Source organism: Elioraea rosea, assembly GCF_007644105.1.
Taxonomy (GTDB): domain Bacteria; phylum Pseudomonadota; class Alphaproteobacteria; order Acetobacterales; family Acetobacteraceae; genus Elioraea_A; species Elioraea_A rosea.
The window spans coordinates 253,953-274,883 of sequence record NZ_VFAC01000002.1; the positions used below are offsets into that span (position 1 = coordinate 253,953).

19 protein-coding genes are annotated in these 20,931 nt (G+C 68.9%); 11 read left to right on the plus strand and 8 right to left on the minus strand.

The genetic code is table 11. From position 1 onward, the window contains the following. Nucleotide 1 precedes the first annotated feature (1 nt). The 5 genes from glgB (at nucleotide 2) to FIF60_RS02890 (ending at nucleotide 9,841) form a co-directional block, all read left to right on the plus strand. The gene (glgB, locus tag FIF60_RS02870; RefSeq protein WP_144183624.1) at nucleotides 2–2,164 is read left to right on the plus strand and encodes a 1,4-alpha-glucan branching protein GlgB; all 2,163 of its coding nucleotides are present in this window, start codon (nucleotides 2–4) and stop codon (nucleotides 2,162–2,164) included. Between the two features lie 2 nt (nucleotides 2,165–2,166). Further along, complete coding sequence (glgX, locus tag FIF60_RS02875; RefSeq protein ID WP_144183625.1) at nucleotides 2,167–4,266, plus strand: glycogen debranching protein GlgX; 2,100 nt, start codon at nucleotides 2,167–2,169, stop codon at nucleotides 4,264–4,266. Continuing rightward, nucleotides 4,263–6,059: a malto-oligosyltrehalose trehalohydrolase gene (gene treZ, locus FIF60_RS02880; protein ID WP_144183627.1), complete on the plus strand. Its 1,797-nt coding sequence runs from the start codon at nucleotides 4,263–4,265 to the stop codon at nucleotides 6,057–6,059. The genes glgX and treZ overlap by 4 nt, the downstream gene beginning before the upstream one ends. Beyond that, nucleotides 6,056–8,809, plus strand: a complete 2,754-nt coding sequence (treY, locus tag FIF60_RS02885) for a malto-oligosyltrehalose synthase (RefSeq protein ID WP_144183629.1) — start codon at nucleotides 6,056–6,058, stop codon at nucleotides 8,807–8,809. Before treZ ends, treY begins: the two co-directional genes overlap by 4 nt. 81 nt (nucleotides 8,810–8,890) lie before the next feature. Continuing rightward, a complete protein-coding gene (locus FIF60_RS02890) occupies nucleotides 8,891–9,841 on the plus strand; it encodes an aldo/keto reductase (RefSeq protein WP_144183631.1) in 951 nt (316 codons plus the stop codon). A 66-nt stretch (nucleotides 9,842–9,907) separates the two neighbouring features. Here the strand turns inward: FIF60_RS02890 and FIF60_RS02895 are convergent, their stop codons facing one another. The 7 genes from FIF60_RS02895 to FIF60_RS02925 form a co-directional block, all read right to left on the minus strand. Beyond that, the gene (locus tag FIF60_RS02895; RefSeq protein ID WP_144183633.1) at nucleotides 9,908–10,153 is read right to left on the minus strand and encodes a hypothetical protein; all 246 of its coding nucleotides are present in this window, start codon (nucleotides 10,151–10,153) and stop codon (nucleotides 9,908–9,910) included. A gap of 98 nt (nucleotides 10,154–10,251) precedes the next feature. Beyond that, a complete protein-coding gene (locus tag FIF60_RS02900; RefSeq protein WP_158639037.1) occupies nucleotides 10,252–11,988 on the minus strand; it encodes an AI-2E family transporter in 1,737 nt (578 codons plus the stop codon). Then, on the minus strand, nucleotides 11,985–12,812 hold the full coding sequence (locus FIF60_RS02905) for a metallophosphoesterase family protein (protein WP_158639038.1): 828 nt from the start codon (nucleotides 12,810–12,812) through the stop codon (nucleotides 11,985–11,987). Before FIF60_RS02905 ends, FIF60_RS02900 begins: the two co-directional genes overlap by 4 nt. Then, nucleotides 12,809–13,741, minus strand: a complete 933-nt coding sequence (locus FIF60_RS02910; RefSeq protein WP_144183639.1) for a diacylglycerol/lipid kinase family protein — start codon at nucleotides 13,739–13,741, stop codon at nucleotides 12,809–12,811. The genes FIF60_RS02905 and FIF60_RS02910 overlap by 4 nt, the downstream gene beginning before the upstream one ends. Nucleotides 13,742–13,959: 218 nt before the next feature. Then, nucleotides 13,960–14,124, minus strand: a complete 165-nt coding sequence (locus FIF60_RS02915; RefSeq protein ID WP_144183641.1) for a DUF1328 domain-containing protein — start codon at nucleotides 14,122–14,124, stop codon at nucleotides 13,960–13,962. A gap of 202 nt (nucleotides 14,125–14,326) precedes the next feature. After that, nucleotides 14,327–14,524, minus strand: coding sequence for a CsbD family protein (locus FIF60_RS02920; RefSeq protein WP_144183643.1), 198 nt, complete (start codon nucleotides 14,522–14,524; stop codon nucleotides 14,327–14,329). Nucleotides 14,525–14,621: 97 nt separating this feature from the next. Further along, on the minus strand, nucleotides 14,622–15,341 hold the full coding sequence (locus FIF60_RS02925) for a response regulator (protein WP_144183645.1): 720 nt from the start codon (nucleotides 15,339–15,341) through the stop codon (nucleotides 14,622–14,624). 93 nt (nucleotides 15,342–15,434) lie between these two features. Between FIF60_RS02925 and FIF60_RS02930 the strand changes: the two genes are divergently transcribed. The 6 genes from FIF60_RS02930 to FIF60_RS02955 all read left to right on the plus strand — a co-directional run bounded on the left by FIF60_RS02930 (nucleotide 15,435) and on the right by FIF60_RS02955 (nucleotide 19,855). Continuing rightward, nucleotides 15,435–15,935, plus strand: a complete 501-nt coding sequence (locus FIF60_RS02930) for a sigma-70 family RNA polymerase sigma factor (RefSeq protein ID WP_144183647.1) — start codon at nucleotides 15,435–15,437, stop codon at nucleotides 15,933–15,935. Nucleotides 15,936–16,174: 239 nt separating this feature from the next. Continuing rightward, on the plus strand, nucleotides 16,175–16,885 hold the full coding sequence (locus FIF60_RS22005; protein WP_275426700.1) for a sigma-70 family RNA polymerase sigma factor: 711 nt from the start codon (nucleotides 16,175–16,177) through the stop codon (nucleotides 16,883–16,885). Then, the gene (locus FIF60_RS02940) at nucleotides 16,885–17,118 is read left to right on the plus strand and encodes a hypothetical protein (protein ID WP_144183651.1); all 234 of its coding nucleotides are present in this window, start codon (nucleotides 16,885–16,887) and stop codon (nucleotides 17,116–17,118) included. The genes FIF60_RS22005 and FIF60_RS02940 overlap by 1 nt, the downstream gene beginning before the upstream one ends. Then, a complete protein-coding gene (locus FIF60_RS02945) occupies nucleotides 17,115–18,860 on the plus strand; it encodes a sensor histidine kinase (RefSeq protein ID WP_144183653.1) in 1,746 nt (581 codons plus the stop codon). Before FIF60_RS02940 ends, FIF60_RS02945 begins: the two co-directional genes overlap by 4 nt. A gap of 218 nt (nucleotides 18,861–19,078) precedes the next feature. Beyond that, entirely contained in the window at nucleotides 19,079–19,426 is a 348-nt protein-coding gene (locus FIF60_RS02950) for a hypothetical protein (protein ID WP_144183655.1), read from the plus strand. Nucleotides 19,427–19,429: 3 nt separating this feature from the next. Beyond that, the gene (locus tag FIF60_RS02955; RefSeq protein WP_144183657.1) at nucleotides 19,430–19,855 is read left to right on the plus strand and encodes a hypothetical protein; all 426 of its coding nucleotides are present in this window, start codon (nucleotides 19,430–19,432) and stop codon (nucleotides 19,853–19,855) included. Between the two features lie 12 nt (nucleotides 19,856–19,867). On the opposite strand, the gene FIF60_RS02960 is transcribed toward FIF60_RS02955, so the two are convergent. Then, nucleotides 19,868–20,893 (minus strand): sensor histidine kinase, encoded by a 1,026-nt coding sequence (locus tag FIF60_RS02960; protein ID WP_144183659.1) that lies wholly within the window; start codon nucleotides 20,891–20,893, stop codon nucleotides 19,868–19,870. Between the last annotated feature and the right edge of the window lie 38 nt (nucleotides 20,894–20,931).

The following is a 20,931-nucleotide window of genomic DNA, read 5'->3' on the forward strand; positions in this document are numbered from 1 at the left end:
GATGGACGCTTTCGGACCGGCGTTCCAGGCGCTCGCCGCCGGCAGGCATGGCGACCCCTTCTCCCTGCTCGGCCCGCATGAGAGCGGCGGCAGGCGCATCGTGCGCGCCCTGCTTCCCGGCGCGCGTGCCGTCACCGCGGTTGCGGACGACGGCGCGATGCTGGCGCCGCTCGATGCCGTCGGCCCGCACGGGCTGTTCGCCGGCGCCGTTCCGGGCAACGCGCCCTACCGCCTTCGGATCGCCTGGCCCGATGGCGAGGAGGAGCGAGAGGACCCGTACGCCTTCCCGCCGCTGCTCGGCGAGCTTGACCTGCACCTGATCGCCGAGGGGCGGCACCGCGAGCTCGGCTCCGTGCTCGGGGCGCATGTGGTGACGATCGGCGGCGTCGAGGGCGTCCGGTTCGCGGTGTGGGCACCGAACGCGCAGCGTGTCTCGGTGGTGGGCGACTTCAATGGCTGGGACGGTCGGCGCAACCCGATGCGCAGGCGCGTCGAGGCGGGGGTGTGGGAGATCTTCATCCCCCGCCTCGGCCCCGGCGAACGCTACAAGTACGAGCTCCTCGGGCCGGATGGCTCGCTTCTCCCCCTGAAGGCCGACCCCTGCGGCGGCGAGGCGGAGCGTGCCCCCGCGACCGCCTCGATCGTGCCGCGCCCCGGCCCGTCCTCCGGCTGGATCGGGCGTGGCCCGCCGCATACCCCCGATGCGCCGATCTCCATCTACGAGGTGCATGCGACCTCGTGGCAGAGGCACGAGGATGGCCGGCACCTGAGCTGGGACGAGCTCGGCGACCGCCTCATCCCCTACGCGTCGGGCATGGGCTTCACCCACCTCGAGCTCCTGCCGGTGACGGAACATCCCTTCGAGGGGAGCTGGGGCTACCAGCCAATCGGCCTCTTCGCACCGACATCGAGGCTCGGCCCGCCCGAGGCGTTCCGCCGCTTCGTCGGCCGCTGCCATGCCGCCGGCCTTGGCGTGATCGTGGACTGGGTGCCCGCGCATTTCCCGACGGACGCGCACGGCCTCGGCCGGTTCGACGGCACCGCCCTCTACGAACACGCAGACCCGCGCGAGGGCTACCACCATGACTGGTCGACGCTGATCTACAATTTCGGCCGGCACGAGGTACGTGGCTACCTGATCGCCTCGGCGCTGCACTGGCTGCGCGACTATGGCTGCGACGGCCTCCGCGTCGATGCCGTGGCCTCGATGCTCTACCGCGACTATTCGCGCAAGCCAGGCGAATGGGTGCCGAACATCCATGGCGGGCGCGAAAACCTCGAGGCCGTCGGCTTCGTCAAGGAGCTGAACGAGGCAGTGGCGACGCACGCGCCCTGGGCGATGGTGATCGCCGAGGAATCCACCTCATGGCCGGGCGTCTCCCGCCCCGCTTCCGAAGGGGGGCTCGGCTTCGGCTACAAGTGGAACATGGGGTGGATGCACGACACCCTGAGCTATATCGGGCGTGACCCGATCCACCGCGCCCACCACCACGACGAGATCACCTTCGGCCTGCTCTACGCCTTCAGCGAGCGGTTCGTGCTGCCCCTGTCGCATGACGAGGTGGTGCACGGGAAGGGAAGCCTGCTCGGGCGGATGCCGGGCGATCGCTGGCAGCGCTTCGGAAACCTTCGGGCGTATCTCGCATTCATGTGGGGCCATCCCGGGAAGAAGCTCCTCTTCATGGGCGGCGAGATCGCTCAGGAACGGGAATGGAACCACGATGCATCGATCGATTGGCACCTGCTGGACGACCCCAGCCACGCAGGCGTGCAGCGCCTCGTGCGTGATCTCAATATCGTGATGGCCGCGCGCGCCGCCATGCACCGTCGTGACGTGGAAGCCGAGGGCTTCGCCTGGATCGTAGGCGATGATCGGGCCAACAGCGTGTTCGCATTCTGCCGGTTCGGCCAACCGGGAGACCCGCCGGCCCTGGTGGTGAGCAACTTCACCCCCGTGCCGCGGGAGGATTATCGCATCGGGGTGCCCTTCGGCGGCCGATGGGTGGAACACATCAACACCGATCTCGCGATCTATGGCGGCTCTGGCGTGGCCAACACGCAAGGGGTGCTGGCCGAGCCCATCCCGTCGCACGGCCACCCGCAGTCGATCGTCCTGACCTTGCCACCGCTCGCAACGCTGATCCTCGTTCCGGAAGCGAGCTAGCCTTGCCCCGTTTTCCGGCGCGGCTGGAGCCTGGTCACCCCTCCCCCCTCGGCGCAACCTATGATGGTGGAGGGGCCAACTTCGCGCTGTTCTCGGCGCATGCCGAGCGCGTCGTGCTCTGCCTGTTCGACCCGTCAGGCAAGCGCGAGATCGCGCAGTTCGATCTGCCCGAATGCACGGACGGCATCTGGCACGGCTACCTCCCGATGGTCGAGCCCGGCCGTCCCTACGGCTATCGCGTGCATGGCCCCTATCGCCCCCACGAGGGCCATCGCTTCAACCCGCACAAGCTCCTGCTCGACCCCTATGCGCGGACGCTGATCGGCGAGCTGAAATGGAGCGACGCGCTCTACGGCTACCGGCTCGGCGCGCCGCGCGGGGACCTCGCGCGCGACCGTCGCGACAGTGCCGCGGGCATGCCCAAGGCGGTGGTCACGGCCCACCCCGCTTTGCGGCCCTCGCGTTCTGCCCGCCACCACTGGCGCGACACGGTGATCTACGAGGCGCATGTGAAGGGCATGACGGCATCCCTGCCCGGCGTGCCGCCGCACGAGCGGGGCACCTTCGCCGCGCTCGCCGATCCCTACGTGATCGAGCACCTGCAGCGCATCGGCATCACCGCGATCGAGCTCCTGCCGATCCACGCCTTCGTCGATGATCGGTTCCTCGTCGAGCGCGGGCTCAAGAACTACTGGGGCTACAGCACGCTCGGCTTCTTCGCGCCCGAACCGCGCTACCTCTCGCGGCGCGACCCGGAGGAGGCGCGCATCGCCATCCGGCGCCTCCAGGAAGCCGGCATCGAGGTAATCCTGGACGTCGTCTACAACCACACCGCCGAAGGCAACGAGCTGGGGCCCACCCTCTCGTTCCGCGGCATCGACAACGCAAGCTACTACCGGCTCATGCCGGACGAGCCGCGCTACTACATCAACGACACCGGCACCGGGAACACGCTTAACCTCTCCCATCCGCGGGTGATCCAGCTCGTGATGGACAGCCTGCGCCACTGGGTCATGCAGTATGGCGTCGATGGGTTCCGCTTCGATCTCTGCACCATCCTCGGACGGGAGCCGAACGGGTTCGACCAGGGCTCGGGCTTCTTCGACGCCATCCGTCAGGACCCCGCGCTGGCCGAGGTGAAGCTGATCGCGGAGCCGTGGGACATCGGGCCCGGCGGCTATCAGCTCGGCAATCATCCTCCCGGTTTCGCGGAGTGGAATGACCGGTTCCGCGACGGCGTGCGCCGCTTCTGGCGCGGTGACGAGGGGCTTCGGCCCGAGCTTGCGGCGCGTATCGCCGGCTCGGCCGACTTCTTCGATCACAGCCGCCGCCGCTCCTGGTCGAGCGTGAACTTCATCGCGCCGCATGACGGCTTCACGCTGCGCGACATCGTGTCCTACGCCGAGCGGCACAACGAGGCGAACGGCGAGGACAATCGCGACGGCCACAGCGACAACAGCTCCGCCAACTGGGGCGCGGAGGGTGAGACCGACGATGCCGCGATCAGGGCGCTGCGCCTTCGTGTTGCCCGCGCGATGCTCGCGACCGTTTTCGTCGCGCACGGCACGCCGATGGTGCTGATGGGCGACGAAGCCTGGCGCACCCAGGGCGGCAACAACAACGCCTACTGCCAGGACAATGCGATCTCCTGGATGGTCTGGGGTGACGAGAGCCCTCCGGAAGCGGAGGGCATGATCGACTTCACCGCGCGCGTCGCAACCCTTCGCCGTGCCTACCCGGTGCTCCGCTCGGACACGTTCCTGCACGGCGAGGAGTTTCTGCCCGGCCTTCCCGACATCGCCTGGACCGAGCCCGACGGCGCGCGCCTCTCGCCCGAGGACTGGCACGACCCGACGCGCCGCGCCTTCACGCTGCAGCTCGCGGGGCGGTCCGCCCAACCCGGCGCGACGGATGTGCTGCGCATCATGTTGAACGCGGCCGACAACACCGTGCATTTCGCGCCGCCCGACCTCGACGGAGCGGAGTTCACGCTGGTTCTCGACAGCGGCGCGCCGGAAGCGCCGACGGTGGCGAAGCCCGATGGCTACGATGTTCCCGGGCACACGCTTGCGGTGCTCGCGGCACGACTTTCCAGGGAATGAGCGGGCGGCTGTTCCGCCACCACCTGCCGTTCGGGGCCGAGCTGCAGGATGACGGCACCACGCGGTTCCGGCTTTGGGCGCCCTCCGCTGCCGCGGTGGCTCTCGAGATCGACGGCCACGGATCGCTGCCGATGCATACCGACGGCGAGCAGTGGTTCTCGCTCCGGACCGTAGCACCCGCCGGAACGCGCTACCGGTACCGGGTCGCGCCGGGGCTTTCGGTGCCTGACCCGGCCTCGCGCGCACAGGCGGGCGACGTCAGCGGCTGTAGCGTGGTTGTCGACCCAGGCTCCTATCGCTGGCGCCACGGCGACTGGCGCGGCAGGCCATGGCACGAGACGGTCCTCTACGAGCTTCACCCTGGCGCCTGCGGCGGCTTCCGCGGCGTGATGGCGGAGCTTCCGCGTCTTGCCGCGCTCGGTGTCACCGCGGTGGAGCTCATGCCGATCGCCGATTTCCCTGGCACACGCAACTGGGGCTATGACGGCGTCCTGCCCTACGCGCCTGACGAGGCCTATGGCACGCCGGATGACCTCAAGGCGCTGATCGATGCGGCCCATGGCCATGGGCTGATGATGTTCCTCGATGTCGTCTACAATCATTTCGGCCCCGAGGGGAACTGGCTGCACAGCTACGCCGCCGGGTTCTTCGCCGACGGCACTCACACGCCCTGGGGCGCGGCGATCGACTTCTCTAGGAAGGCGGTGCGGGATCTCTTCATCGAGAACGCCGTCTACTGGGTGAACGAGTACCGCTTCGACGGGCTGCGCTTCGATGCCGTACATGCGATCGAGTCCTCCCCGGGCGAGCATTTCCTGCGCGAGCTCGCAACAAGGGTCAGGCACGCCGTCGAGCCGGGGCGGCACGTGCATCTCGTGCTCGAGCATGACGACAACGATGCGACCCACCTCGGGCCGTCGCTCTATGACGCGCAGTGGAACGATGACGGTCATCATTGCCTCCATGTGCTGCTGACAGGGGAGCGAGACGGCTACTACGCCGACTATGCCGATGCGCCGGCGCGGCATCTCGCGCGCTGCCTTTCGGAAGGCTTCGCCTATCAGGGAGAGACGTCGCTCCATCGCGGCGGATTGGCGCGGGGGCGGCCATCGGCGCATCTCGAAACCACGGCCTTCGTCCTGTTCCTGCAGAACCACGATCAGGTCGGCAACCGCGCGCATGGCGAGCGGCTCACGACGCTCGCGCCTGTTCCGGCTCTCGCAGCCGCACGCGCGCTGCTCCTGCTCTCGCCCCAGGTGCCGATGCTCTTCATGGGCGAGGAATGGGCGAGCCAGAACCCTTTCCTCTACTTCACCGACTTCGAGGGCACGCTCGCCGATGCGGTTCGCGAAGGAAGGCTCCGCGAGTTCGGGCGGTTCGCGTCGTTCGGCGACCCGGCACGCGGCGCCTCGATCCCCGACCCGAACGACCCCGCCACCTTCGAGCGGAGCAGGCTCGACCCGGCGGAGGCGCGCGCACCCGACGCAGCCGAGGCGCTGGCCCACACGCGCGCCCTGCTTGCGCTCCGCCACCAGGCGATCATCCCGCGCCTCGCCGGCACGCGCTCGCTCGGCGCATCCGCGATCGGCGAGCATGCGCTTACCGCCGCCTGGCTGATGGGAGACGGCGCGACGCTGCGCCTTCTCGCCAATCTCGGCACTGCCGGCGTGTCCGTCGCCGCAGAGGACAGGCCGCCGCTGCATGCGACTCCGCCCCGGGCCGCCGATGACGTGGCGCACGGCGTGCTGCCCGCCCACAGCACGCTCTGGTTCCTCGAGGATGCCGGCGCATGACGCCGACCGCGACGTACCGGATACAGTTCCACGAAGGCTTCACCCTCGCCGACGCCGAGCGGGTCGTTCCCTACCTGCACAGCCTCGGCATCTCGCATCTCTACGCCTCTCCGCTTCTCGCGGCCCGTCCGGGCTCGCCGCACGGCTACGACATCATCGATCACGGGCGCATCAGCCCGGGCCTCGGCGGGCTCGAAGGCTTGCGCTCCCTTTCCGCGGCGCTCCGCCGTCACGGCATGGGGCTGCTGCTCGACATCGTTCCGAACCACATGGGTGTCGGCGGTGCAGACAACGCGCTCTGGCTGGACGTGCTCGAATGGGGGCCGGCGAGCCCCTATGCGGAATGGTTCGACATAGACTGGCAGGTGGCCGATCCTCGCCTTGCCGGCCGCGTGCTCGCGCCCTTCCTCGGCGCCCCCTACGGCGAGGTTCTGGCGACGGGCGACATCGCTCTGCGCGTGGACGCTGACACCGGCACGCTCTCGGCCTGGTACCACGAGCACCGCTTCCCGATCGCCCCGCGCGACTACCGCTCTCTCCTTCCGCAATCGCCGACGGGCATCGCGCCGCTCGACGGGGCGATCGATGCCTTCGCGACGCTCCAGCGACTGCCACGCTCGCGCCAACGCGACGGGGCCGCAGCCGCCAAGCGCCTGCTGGCGCACGCGCTGCGCGAGCCGGAAGCCATCGTACGCCTGACGGAAGCCCTCACCCGCCTCGGGCCTGACGATCTCCATGCGCTCCTGGAACGCCAATCGTATCGCCTGAGCTGGTGGCGCGCGGCGTCCGACGAGATCAACTACCGGCGGTTCTTCGACATCACCAGCCTTGCCGGCTTCCGTGTCGAGGTTCCGGGCGCCTTCGATGCGGCCCATGGGCTGCTGCTTTCGCTCTGGGCGGAAGGGCTCGTCGATGGCTTCCGGATCGACCATGTCGATGGCCTCGCCGATCCTCGCGCCTATTGCCGCAAGCTGCGACGGCGCATGGCGGCGCAGGCGGCCTCGCGGCCCGAGGGGCTCTCCCGCGAACCCTGGATCGTCGTGGAAAAGATCCTCGCGCATCACGAGCGGCTTCCCGCGGAGTGGATGACCGACGGCACCACCGGCTACGAGGTCATGGATCGGATCGGCGCCGTGCTGCATGACGCCGGAGGCGAGGCTGCGCTGACCGAAGCCTGGGCTGAGCTGTGTCCGGACGCGGCCGATTTCCACGCGATCGAGCGCCAGGCGCGGCGCGAGATCCTCGCCGATTATCTTGCCGCCGAGCTCGCCGCGGCGGCGCTTGCGATCCACCGCGTGCTGCAGCGCGACCTCACGACGCGCGACCACACCTTTACCGCGATCCGCCGCGCCTTGCGGGCGGTGATCACCGAGTTCCCGGTATACAGGACCTACGCCGCTCTCGCCGGCGGGCGCGATGCAGACGCCTACGTCCTCGATTGGGCCTTCACCCGCGCTGGGCGGCACGTGCGCGCCACTCAACGTGCGCTTCTGGCGCTCCTTCGGCCGATCCTGTCCGGGGAGAAGCTTCGCACGACTCCGCCCGGCCCGGCGCGGCGCGACATGCTCGAGGCGATACGTCGATTCCAGCAACTGACCGGGCCGGTCGCTGCGAAGTCGGTCGAGGATACGGGGTTCTACCGATACCTTCGTCTCGTCTCACGCAACGAGGTCGGGTCCGACCCGTCGCGGCTCGCCATCGCGCCGTCGGTGTTTCATCGGTTCATGGCCGCGCGGCGGCGCACGCCGCACGCACTGTCGGCGACGGCAACGCATGACCACAAGCGCGGCGAGGATGTGCGCGCGCGACTGGCCGTCCTGTCGGAGAACGCTGCCTCCTGGGTCGCGACGCTCGAGCGGTGGCGACGGCTCAACGCGCCTCTTCGCGGAGATGCGCCCGACCCGGGCGACGAGGCGCATCTCTACCAGATGCTGGTCGGCGCCTGGCCGATCCGGCTCGACGCGGATGATCGCGCGGGCGTCGATGCGTTCCTGCAACGCATCGAGGGATGGTTCGTCAAGGCGCTGAGAGAGGGCAAGCGGCACAGCGACTGGGCCTTGCCGAACGAGACCTATGAGCAGGCCTGCCTCGCCTTCCTCCGCGCCGCGATGGCGGCCGAACGGCCAGCGCGGTTTGATCGGGAAGTCGGCGCACAGGCCGAGGCGATCGCCGCCGCCGGCGCTGCCAAGGGCCTGCTTCAGGTGGCACTCAAGATCGTGTCGCCGGGCATTCCCGACATCTACCAGGGCACCGAGCGGTGGGACCTCTCCCTTGTCGATCCCGACAACCGCAGGCCTGTCGACTTCGCCGTACTCGCGGCCCTTCTCGACGCTCCGGAGGGGGAAGAGTGGCGCGACGGCGGCATCAAGGCGCGCTGGACGAGGCTCCTGCTCGGCCTTCGGCGCAGGCACCCCGCTCTCTTCGATGAGGGCACCTGGATCGGCCTCACGGCGCGCGGCAGGCTCCGCGAGCGCGTGCTGTGCGCGGCGCGCAGCACGGGCGAGGCGGGGCTGCTGATCGTCGGCCTGCCCTACCCCTCTGCTCTGCTCGTGCCGGGCCGCGTGACCCTTTCGCCCTCCGATGCGCTGCGGGCGACGAGCATCCCCCTGCCCGCGTCGATCTCGCGCTTTCCGCGCTGGCGCCTCCTCCGCCCAGGCGAGCAGGACGCGGTGTGGACCGCAGGCGGTGCGCCGAACCTGCAGGACCTGCTCGGCACATCGGTGGTCGCGGTCGCGGTGAGCGAGGCGTGAGCGTGCGGCATGGCCCTTCCGGCCGCGCGGCTGCATAGTCACCCAAGGCAGAACGTCCGACGCAGAAAACTGGAGGATCGCATGCAGGCACGCGCACTCGGCCGATCGGGCATCACCGTTCCGCCCATCATCTTCGGCGGAAACGTTTTCGGCTGGACGGCGGACAAGGCAATGTCGTTCCGCCTGCTCGACGCCCTGGTCGATGCCGGACTGACGGCGATCGACACCGCGGATGTCTACTCAGCCTGGGCAGACGGCCATTCCGGAGGCGAATCCGAATCCGTGATCGGCGAATGGCTCCGAGCCAGGCCTGGCCGGAGGAAGGACGTCGTGATCCTGACCAAGGTCGGCATGGAGATGCCGGGGCGGGGCAAGGGATTGTCGCCGGCCTGGATCGCCACCGCAGTCGAGGACAGCCTCAAGCGCCTCGGCACGGACGTGATCGACCTCTACCAGGCTCACAAGGATGACGAGGCGACGCCGCTGGAAGCGACGCTGGGTGCTTTCGCCGACCTGAAGCGGCAGGGAAAGGTCCGCGCGATCGGCGCATCCAACTATAGCGCCGAGCGCTTCATCGCCGCGCTCGAGGCAAGCGAGCGGACGGGGTTGCCGCGCTTCGAGACGATGCAGCCCCACTACAATCTGATGGAACGCGGCATCGAGGCAGACCTGCTGCCGCTCTGCCGCGACAGGCAGGTGGGAGTCATCCCCTATTTCGCGCTTGCCGCCGGCTTCCTCACGGGCAAGTACCGAAGCGAGGCCGATCTCGACAAGAGCGTTCGCGGCAAGCGGAGTGCGGGAAAGTATCTCACGCCCCGCGGGCTTCGCGTGCTCGCCGCGCTCGACGGTGTTGCCGGGCAGCTGAAGGCGACGCCGGCCCAGGTCGCACTCGCCTGGCAGATCGCGCGGCCGGGGATCACGGCGCCGATCGCGTCCGCAACGACACCGGAACAGCTGAAGGAACTCGTCGGCGCGGCCACGCTCCAGCTGGATGCCGAGGCGATCGCGGAACTCGACGCCGCTAGCGGCTGAGCTGCACAAAAAAAGCCCGGCACACGGCCGGGCCAACCAGGAGAAAGGGGAGAGGGGAGGCGAAGACTACTTCCAGGCAGGACGGCCGAGGTTGACGTCGCTCGGGCTCGTCAGGGCACCCGCTGCGGCACCCGCTGCGCCGCCAAGAGCGGCACCACCAAGAACACTGCCGCCGGTGACAGCACCCACCGCAGCGCCGCCTGCGGCGCCGAGCGCGCCGCCCGAAAGCGCACGCTCACCGGTGGACTGGCCGCACGCCGCGAGGCCGAGCGCCATCAGCGCAGTGCAGGCAACGATGCGAACGGTCTTCATCGAGTGTCCTCCTTGCTGATTCATGACACTCAAACGCGCTGCTCCAGGCACGGTTTCAGTCGAGGGCGTATGGGCGCGAGCATCGCTGCCCCGCCCGATCACGACGCCGCGAGGCCACGCGGCTCGGCATCGCGGACGGCAGCCGGGTCACGGCCAAGTGGGATTGCGGGAACGAGCTCGCGCAGTGCAGCGGGAATGATCGTGAGCCCCTCAGGCGGCGACTGAGGGGCCTCGCCGAACTGAACGAAATTGGCAGGTTCGCCACGTCGGCGCGCCCAGCCGGCAGCCCTCGAGATGCGCGACTGCGAGGCACCGGCCGTCACCAGAACCACTGCGCGCCCGTGCAGCTCTCCGTCCATGTCGGAAAGCTCGAGCGGCGCCTGGCCCTGGGCACGAAACGCTGCGCAGACGATCGCCGCGGCAGCCCTGTCGAGCGCTCCGGCCACCCCGAGGACGGCAGGGCCGCGGCGTGCATCCTCCGGCTCCTCGACGAAGCGGCGTGCCGCCTCGGCGAGCTGGACGGAGACGCCTGCGGCCTCTACCGGCCGCAGCGCCGATGCGCGCCGATCCTGCGCGGCCGCCTCGAGCGCCGAGACGAACAGTTCCTGCAGCACTGTGGATTGCGAGGTCTGCTCGGCCTGTTCGTTGGCGATCGCCATCGCACCCTCGATGTCCTTGGCCAAGAGCCGCTGGTAGAACCGCATCGGCGCGGGCAGCACCTCCCCTTCCCCAAGCAGAACGTTCAGGAAGGAGAAGGACGGAACGTGGCGGCCGATGATGAGGAGGCAGGCCGTGATCGCGGGTGCCAGGATCAGCCCGATCGGCCCCCACAGCACCGTCCACACAGCCGAGGAGAGTAGAAGCGCGAGCGGCGTGATGCCGGTGCTGCTGCCATAGAGCGTCGGCTCGAGCGCATAGGTGATGACGATGTCGACGACCACGAACAGCGTAAGCACGAGGATCAGCGGCATCCAGCCCGTGGTGGTCGCAAGCGTCACCAGCACCGGGAAGCAGAGGAAGATCCACACCCCGATGAACGGCACGTAGCGAAGGATGAAGCCGAGCACGCCCCAGAGGGCGGCGTTGGGGATGCCGATCGCCCAGAGACCGATGCCCATCGCCGTTCCGAACAGCGCGTTCAGCGCCGTCTGCATCAGGAGATAGCGGCCGACCCGCTCCGTCGCATCCGCCATCGCACGTGTCGTACGGTGCAGGTCATGCGTGCCGGCAAGCCGGAGCACGCGGTCGCGCACGTCCTCCCGCTGCACGAGCAGGAATGTCACGAGCAGAAGCGCGAGAGCCAGCGACGCAATGGGTGTCGCGACCCAGGACAGGAGCTCGATCAGCCGCGCGAGCGTGCCCCGCGTCTGGCTCCGATCAGTCACGACGATGGGAACCTGTTCCGTCTGGCGCTGCGGAGACGAGGAGGCCTGCTCGGCCAGCCGCGACAATGTCTCTGCCGCGCGGTCGAGCACGCCAGAGCCGTCGCTCAGCGTCAGCAGCCGCTGGCGAAGCGTGAACTCGTAGCCTGGCAGCTCGGCCGCGAGGGTGATCGCCTGCGAGACGACGAGAAGCAGGACGCCAACGATCGCGGCGCTCGCGAGGAACATCATGATCAGTGCGGCCGGAACACGCGGCACACCTCGCCGCTCAAGCCAGGATGCTGGGGGCATGAGCGCGACGGAGAGGAGCAGCGCGAGCGCGAGCGGCACGAACACTGCCTGGCCGACATAAAGCACCGCAAAGACGATGCCGAGGATGATAGCGCCGTTGAGGGACCAGGCCTCCGCTGCCGGCGCAAGCGCCCGCAAGCCGCTTCGGCGTGTCGGCCTCACGACAGGTTCTCCGCACCGCCGGTTCCGACCCGGGCAGAAACGGCTTCGAGATCGGCCGGACCCGGGCGGATCGGGGCCGCGAGCCACCGCATTCCGCGCCTCTGGCGCACGGTCACATCAATGCGGCTCGCGCCGACATCGACGAGATTGTAGCTGTTGCCATGGCCATCGTGCCGATGCGACAACGACGAGCCGGAGACGATCTGCGGTGGAAGTCCTCGCCCCTGCTCGAGCATCAGCGGGCGATGAAGATGCCCGGCAAGGATTGCCACAACGCCCGTTCGCCCGAGCGTCGCCCGGAGCGCACGGCTTCGTCCGAGTGGGCGTCGATGCGCTGCCCAATCCGGATGGACGGGCGGATGGTGGAGCGCGAGCACCACTCTGCGCGCCCGGCGCTCCGTGCGCGCCGAGACGATGCTGGCAATTTGCTCGTGCGAGATCCTGCCAGCCGACCAGTCGAGATGCGCCGCCATGCGGCGCACGGTGTTCAGGCCGATCACCAACGTGTCGCCGAGTGCAATCATGCCTTCGGTGGACGGGCTGAAATAGGCATGCCACCTCCCGAATGGGTCGCCGAAGCGGGCGAGCAGATCATGTGCGGGGATGTCATGATTGCCCGGCACGGCGAGTACCGGAAGGCCCAAGCCATCGAGGAAGCGGCGCGCCGCGGTGAACTCATCCGCTTGCGCCCGCTGCGTCAGGTCGCCGGTGACGACGACGGCATCGGCGCCCTGCTCGCCGAGGTCCTCGGCAAGGGATGCATCGAGCCCGTTTTCCACAGTTCCGAAATGCAGGTCAGACAGGTGTGCGATGCGCCCGGTCACGCAGCCCGTCCCGGAACGAGGACGTGACAGGTCTCATGCGCGACCTCGAACTGGAGCGGCGGTGGCATCAGGCACATCTCGCCGTCCAGCGTGAGGCGCAGGTGCCCCGTGCGCGAGAGGACGGAGAGCCGCGGCAGGATGACGCGCTCGACGGCAGGCGCCTCGCCGAACCGCCCGCGGAACCATCGCCAGGCCTGGAGCGCGCCCATCATCACGCCCGATCGCGTCACCGCATCGGCGCGGAGCCCACCGTCTTCCTGCGGACCGGGGACGGTGACGACCGCAGCGACCGCATCGCGACGCCAGCCGTCGGGACCGATGAGGCGTATCCGCCGGCGGCGGAGCGGGCGCCCGAGTGCGCGCAGCGCGCCAACGAGGAGCTTGAGCCAGTTCTCACCCGGCTTCCGCTGCAGCTCGCGCAATCGCGCAAGCCGTGCCGGGCGCCCGATGAGGGATTGGTAGAGGAAGATCCGTCCGTTCACGGTGCCCACCGTCAACGCCGCACGCTTCGCAGTTGATAGAGATTCAACAGCGGCAATCGGGTCGTCGGGGAGGCCAAGGCGGCAAGCGAGGCGATTCATCGTTCCGCACGGCAGGATGCCGATGGGAATGCCCGTCTCTGCCAGCGACCGTGCCACAGCAGAGACGGTTCCGTCTCCGCCCGCCACGATGACGGCGTCAGGATCCGCGCCAAGGATCGCAGCGAGCTGCTCCTCGAGGGGCAGATCAGGCTTCGGCGGGGTTGCGAGGGCAAAGCCGTGATCCTCGAGCGCTACCGCGAAGGCGGACGCACCATCCTGCCGCTCTGCGAGGCCGCGCGCGCGCGCGTTGACCACGAGCCCCACGCGCAGCGCACCCTCACGCGGTGCGGCGCCGCTGCGTTGAACCGCAACCGGTTCCGTCGCGCGCGGATGCGCAAGACTGGGCATGTGCACGAAGCTCCTCTCCGGACAGGTGGCGCGGACAATGTCCTCGCCAGCACACAACGCCGAGAGGCGCGATTGGTTGCGGCACCGTACCGCGCGCCCTGCCTCGGCAGAATTAGAACCGCCCGCAACCTCCGAGGAGGATCGGGCGGGCGGTACGTGACGAGGAGAAAAGCAGCAGACGGCCGGCGCGGGGAGGGGGAGGCCGCGCCGGCCGTCGCTCACGCGGCTCCAACGAAGCCGGTGACGAGGGAGACGACGAGAAGGATGAGAAACACGACGAAAAGCACCTTCGCGATACCCGCGGCGGCGGAGGCAATCCCACCGAAGCCGAGGATGCCCGCGATCAGGGCAAGGATGAAGAAGAGCGCCGCATAGCCGAGCATGGAAACCTCCTGGGGAACGTTGCACGCTGCCGCAACAACGTGGCGTGCATTGCCCGGTTTCAGCGCCGCACTGCAACCGATGCCGTAGATTCCTTCGTATCGGACCCGATCGTCTTTTCCCGAACAAGCGAACGCCGCCGCGGCGGTGCCGCGACGGCGTCCTCGTCACTCCGTATGCGTCACGCCACGTGGCGGACGTCGATCAGAGCGTATCCTCCCAGGACTTCACCTGGCGCTCGGCCTCGTCCTTGGCGATGCCATATCGCTCCTGGATGCGGCCGATGAGCTGCTCGCGCTTGCCGTCGACGACCGTCAGGTCGTCGTCCGTGAGCTGGCCCCACTTCTCCTTCACCTTGCCGGTCATCTGCTTCCAGTTGCCGGAGACCCTGTCCCAGTTCATCGCGAACTCCTCATCTCATGAGCGCCGCGCAACGCGGCACCTGCGGGGAAAACGCCGGCGCGGCGCACCGGTTGCGGCGCCGGCAACGCGACGCCGATCACACGATCGGCACGGAGCTGGTGGTCGTTGCCTGGTAAGTGGCGATCGCGAGCGCGCGCGGCTCGAACGGCTTGCTGATGATGAAGGTCGGCTCCGCGCCCCGTGCGGTCAGCAGGCGCTCCGGGTAGGCGGTGACGAAGATCACCGGCACGCGCATCGACTTCTGGATGCGCGCGACGGCCGCGCTGCCATCGCCGCCTCTGCCGAGATTGATGTCGGCGAGGATGAGCCCGGGCTTCTTCTCGGTCGCGAGACGGACGGCCTCGGCCTCGCTCGCGGCGACTCCCACCACCCTGTGCCCGCACGCCTCAACAAGGCGGCGGACGTCCATCGCAATGATCGGCTCGTCCTCGATCACGAGAACGTCCGTCGCCGCCGTCGCGCGCAGCGCCGCCCGCGCCTCCTCGAGCTCGCGGCCAGCCTCCTCGCCGGACAGGCCGACGACCTGGCCAGCCTCGTCGATGGTGAGGTCCTCGAGCGCGGTCAGGAGAAGGAGCTGCCTCTGGCGGGCCGACAGTCCCTGGGCGTCCGGTCGTTCTGGCGCCCGCTCGGTGATTGCGGCATAGAGCGCGAGCCGCGGCTCAAGCGGCGGCAGGTCGCCCCGAAGCGCTTCCGCAACGAGCCCATCACCTGCTTCCTGCGAGCCGGTGAGCGCTCGCGCGTAGCGGCGCGCCATCGGCAGGGTGCGCACGAGGATGTCGCGACTAGACTCGGTCATCTTGGTTCCTCCGACAGACGGCTTACGTGTAACCGCCATGGCACTGCATCGCCCATCACCGAAAGCACCCCGTTCACCGAAAGCATGGGGAGAATGACGGGCTCCTCGGCCACGTTCCGGCAAGGGCTCATCGAGCTGATGCCCAGGCTGCGCGGCTTCGCCCGCTTCCTGGCGAAAGATACCACCGCGGCCGACGACCTCGTGCAGGATGCACTGTTGCGCGCGCTCGGGGCCGAGGCAAGCTGGCAGCAGGGAAGCGACCTCGCCGCGTGGATGTTCCGCATCCTGCGCAACGCGTTCTTCGAGGAACAGCGTCGCAAGCGACGCCGCAGCATGACGATCATCTCCCATGACGGCGATGGCGAGGGCGCGATGGAGCCGAGGGTCGAGGCCTCGCAGCACGCGGCGAGCGAATTGTCGGCGCTCGACGAGGCGATCCGCGCCCTGCCACTCGGCCAGCGCGAGGCGCTGTTGCTCGTCTCCGCCCAGGGCTTCTCGGTCGGGGAGGCCGCTGCGATCTGCGGCGTGCCGGAAGGCACGATCAAGGCGCGGATATCCCGCGCGCGCGCAGTCCTGCACCGCCGGTTCGGCTAGGCCACGTCACGTCGTGCACAGTGAGCAGCATATCGCGATGAATCTCATGGGTTTGGCCGACATCATGCCGGGGCTCTCGCCCGCCGGACATGGCGGCCCGAGAAGGGAACTCCGGCGGGTCTCACCGGTTGCCCCTATTCTATGCATACCTGTCTTGCGTCACACGCATTGGTCCGAGGCAACCGAATTGCCGCGCCGATCATTTGGCCTGGCATCGAGGCAATCGTTTAGGTGACATCGTGAATCTGACCGCGACCGACCAGATCTCCGCAGAGCGTCCCAGCGCGGATCGCTGCGTGGCCGAAGGGGCGACCGCGACGACGACTTCGCGCAACCGCAACGCAAACCGAGCCTCCGAGGGCGAGTTCCACTCGCTTCTCGTCGCCACGCTTCCAGCGCTGCGCCTCCAGGCCTTGGCGATGACGCGAAACCGCGCCGACGCGGACGACCTCGTCCAGTCGGCCGTGGTCAATGCACTTTCGGCGCAGGGCCAGTTCGAGCAGGGCACGAATTTCGGCGCCTGGATGTATCGCATCTTGCGCAACCGCTTCCTGTCGGACCGCCGCCGCGCCAGGCCGCACACCGACATCGAGGACGCACCTAGCGCAGCGTTCGCCCGTCCGGCCACGCAGGACAGCGGCCTCGTGATGGCGGAGCTGCAACAGGGCCTTGCCCGCCTGCCGGTCGATCATCGTGTCGCCCTCGTGATGGTCTCTGTAGAAGGCAAGTCCTACGAGGAGGTGGCCGCGACGCTCGGCTGCCCCGTTGGCACCGCGAAATGCCGTGTCTTCCGCGCGCGGCGCCAGCTCGAGGCCTGGCTGCTCGGCGAGGACGAGAAGCCGAGCCGCAGCGGCCGCGCCATCGGTGCTCGCAAAACGGCACCGATTTCCACTAAGATCACGGACTCGCGAGACGCACGGCTGAAGGAGCCGTTGAGCTGTAGGACTTGATGACCGAACAGAACGACAGGAAGGGAACCGACCCGGGCCGCGAGACGCCGACCACGGCGTCCGCGGCGCGCGGCTCTCCGGGCGGTCCGAAGAAGATGGCGGCGGATTCCGCTTTCGACTCCTGGCTTCGCGGCAAGCTTCACGCGATCTTCGATGGCGTCGCGCAGGAGCCCTTGCCCGATGAGCTCATCCGTCTGATCGAGCAGGATCGCGACCGGAACGAGAAGAAATGACCTCCGGAACAGGCCCCTCGGCAAGGACCGAGGCGCCGCCGGGGAGATGGTCCTCCGGCGTTCGTGCGCGGCTTCTCGTTCTCGTCGCCGCGGCAACGATCCCCGTTCTTGGCATCGCCGGCGCCAATGCCTGGAACGAGTACGAGAACGCGCTCTCCCGCGCGAGCCGCGAGGCCCAGGTCTTCGTCGAATCGGCCGCAGGCCGGCAGGCCGCATCGTTCGACAATTTGCAGGAACTGGTCGAGTCGCTCGCGGGTCGCCAGGATCTTCTGGCGCGAGACGCGGCGTCATGCGACAGCGCGCTCGGCGAGATCCATGCCCTGTTCCTTCAACGGTACACCAACATCTGGATCCTGAATCCGGCCGGCTACACGGTTTGCAGCGCACTAACGGCGCCGCGCGACATCGCCTACACCGATCTCGACTACTACCGCTCGGTGTTGGCGGAGGATCACTTCGTCCTCGGCGGGTTCATGAACGGCATCATCTCGGGCCGGCCGGTCATCACCGGCGCCGCCCCGATGCGCAACGATTCCGGGACGCTCATCGGGATCGTGGGGGCCGCGCTTCGCCTCGATATCCTGTCGAACGAGAATCGGGCGTTCCCGGCGAGCGACGAACATGGGCTCTGGCTGCTTGACCGGGCCGGCAAGGTCCTGGCGCTCAACCAGGCGCCGGACAGCGAGCTTCCGCCCCCTGACATCCTCGTCGCCGCGTCACTGACAGGCTCTGCCACATTCTCCGGACAGGGGCGGGACGGCCGGGGCTACGCCTGGTCGATCGCGGCGCTCGAGCCGAATGTGCGCGTGCTGGGCAGTGTCGCCACGGCGGAGGTCGAGCGCGAGGCGCGCGACCGCCTCGTCGCGCGTGCGATCGAGCTCGGCCTGTTCCTCACCGCCTGTATCCTGGCCGTCATCGCTGGCGTGGAACTGACCGTCGCCTGGCCACTGCGCCGCCTTGCCTCTGCCGTCACCGGCTGGGCGCCTGGGCAGGCCTTCACCGCGCCTGACACCGCCTTCCGCCCGCGCGAGGTGGCCCGGCTGTCCGACGCGCTGTCGGCCGCATCGGCGGCGATCGCCGAGCGCGAGAGCGCGTTGCGCGCGGCGCTGGAGCAGCGGGACCTGCTGATGGCCGACATCCATCACAGGGTGAAGAACAACCTGCAGATCGTCGCCTCGCTCCTCAACCTGCAGGCTGATCGTGCGCGCGAGCCTGGGGCTAGCGCGGAGTTCGCCATGGCGCGCGAGCGCGTGCAGGCGCTGGCGACGTTGCACCAGCATCTCTACATGCGCCGGAACTACGAGCAGGCCGATCTCCGGCCGTTCCTCGACGATCTGTGCCGCCAGCTCTCGGAAACGCTCGGAGCCGATCGGCGCAACAAGGTGACGATCGACATCAAGGTCGAGGATATCGCTCTGCCATCGGACCAGGCGATCTCGCTCGCACTCCTGATGACAGAGGCGGTGAGCAACGCGATGCGCCACGGCTTCGCCGATGGCAGGCGCGGCACGATCCGGGTATCGCTCCGGCGCGATGGGGAGAAGGCGATCCTCGAGATCGCGGATGACGGCGTGGGCATGGCGGAGCCGACGGCGAATGAGGGGCTCGGCCTGTTCCTGATCCGCGGCTTTGCGGCGCATCTTGGCGGCGAGCTCGAGATGGACACCGAGCAGGGCACGCGCATCATCGTCGAATTCCCGATCCCGCAGGATCAGGACGAGCAGCGCCTCGAAGCAGCCTGACGCGCGCTCATGCGGGAAGGAGCCGGGCGGGCCGGATGGGCGCCCGCGCCGGGTCCGTCTCCTGGTTTATAGAACGCCGAAGATGTTCAGCGCGATGATCAGGACGATAGGCACGCCGAGCAGGTAGAGAATGATCGACTTCATCGCAGGTCTCTCCTCAGGGCCACCGCAGGGGCGCGGGGCGTGGCATGGGAACGCCGGCGGCTCGGCATGGTTGCATGAGCGGCACGACGAGCATTCCGCAACCGCAGGCTCGTTCGGGCGTTCTCGAGGCACACACGCTCCAACAGGAGATCATGATGGCCAGTTCCTCTTCCAATACCGAGTGGTCTGCTGAGGCCGAGATCGCCGAGCTCCGCCGCAAGGTGGAAGCGCTGATGAACGACCGGGTGGCGCCGGCTGTCTCCGAGCTGGCGGGTCGCGCCGAAGGTGTGGCTCAGCACGCCGTGTCGACGGCGCGTCGCGAGACCGAGCGCGTCGGCCAGGCGGTGCGTGACCAGCCCATCGCCGCGCTCGCGATGGCCGCGGCAGCGGGCTTCCTCGTGGCCCTGCTGGCCCGACGCTAAGCGATGCAGACGGTCGGCCTGCTCAGGCTGGCAGCCGAGGCGGAGGCGCTGCGCATCCGGCGCAGCGTCTCCACCGGGCTCCACCGCACCGCGCTGATCGCCGCCGCCGCGCTGTTCGGGCTCGCGGCTCTAGCGCTGCTGCATGTCGCGGCATGGACGGCCCTTGTCGCTGAACTGGGCCCGGTCCAGGCGGCGCTTGTTCTTGCGATGGGCGATGCGCTCTGCGCTGTCGTTCTCGTCGTCGTCGCGCGCCCGCGGCGCGATCCCGTAGCGGCGGAAGCTGCCGCGCTGCGCTCGGCCCTGCTCATGCAGGCGACATCCGGCGCGGCACTCGGCGCCACCGCCAAGGCGCTGACGCTTCGCACACCCGTTGCCATACTGGGCGGGCTGCTCGCTGAAACGGCGGTGGCCGCATTCCGTCGCCGCTGACGCAGGCGGCGCCTACGCTGTCCGATGCGGCATCGAAGGAGCCTGATCACTCGGTATCGTCACGGTGACGCGCGCGCCGCCGGCTTCACTGGCGGCCAGAGCGAAGTCGCCTCCGAGACGCCCCGCCATAGCCTGCATCACGACGAGACCGAGACTGTCCTCGGGAAGGTCAGGGCGCAGCCCCACCCCGTCATCCTCGACGGCAAGAACGAGCGCATCGCCGCTTGGGCCGATCGAGATTCGCAACCGCCCAGTATCCCGGCCGACGAAGCCATGCTTGGCGGCATTCGTCACCGCCTCTGCAATGATCAGGACCGCTGCATTCAGTCCCGCCGGACCACCAAGCCTGAGGAGGTCGGACATCGTGACATCGAGCGCGATGCCGCCCGGTCCGACGACGTAGCCGCGTGCCGCGAGCAGCCCTTCCGCCACGTCCTTCACCAGCGCGGCAAACCCGTCCTCCGTCATCGCCGGGTCATGCAGCCTGCGGTGCAGCCCAGCCATGGTGCGAAGCCGCTCCGAGCCATCGGCCAGGGCGTCGGCAGCCTCGGCCCACGCAACTCGCTCGGCCTGCAGCGACAGAAGACTTGCCACGAACTGCAGCGCGTTGGCATTGCGATGCTGCACCTCGGTCAGGGCCGCGCGCTCGGCGGAGAGGCGCGCCTCCTGATGCGCCCGCTCGGCCGCGAGAGCCCGCCGCGCTGCGACAAGCGCTTCGACGAGCAGGACCTGCGCGGAGGCGAGCAGGGCAAGGCAGCCGACGTCGATGATCGTCTCCGCCGATTGAACCCACCAGTGCAGCTCGGCGGCTCCTTGGGGGACCTCCGGCCTCGTGGCGATGAAGAGCCCGATGCCGGCGACGGCCAGGACCGAAGCAGTCACCAGGCCAGACCAGAAACCCGCGAGCGCGATGGCCGCGAAGAGCGCCACAAGCGCAGGCCCGAGCATCGACTCCCGCGAGAGGAGCGGCGCGAGGCAGGCCACGGCGAGCAGTCCCACCGCGACCGCGCAGAGCGACGGAAGGCGAAGCCGCTGCAAGGCAACGCGGACTGGAATGGCCTCTCTCCCCTGTTCGG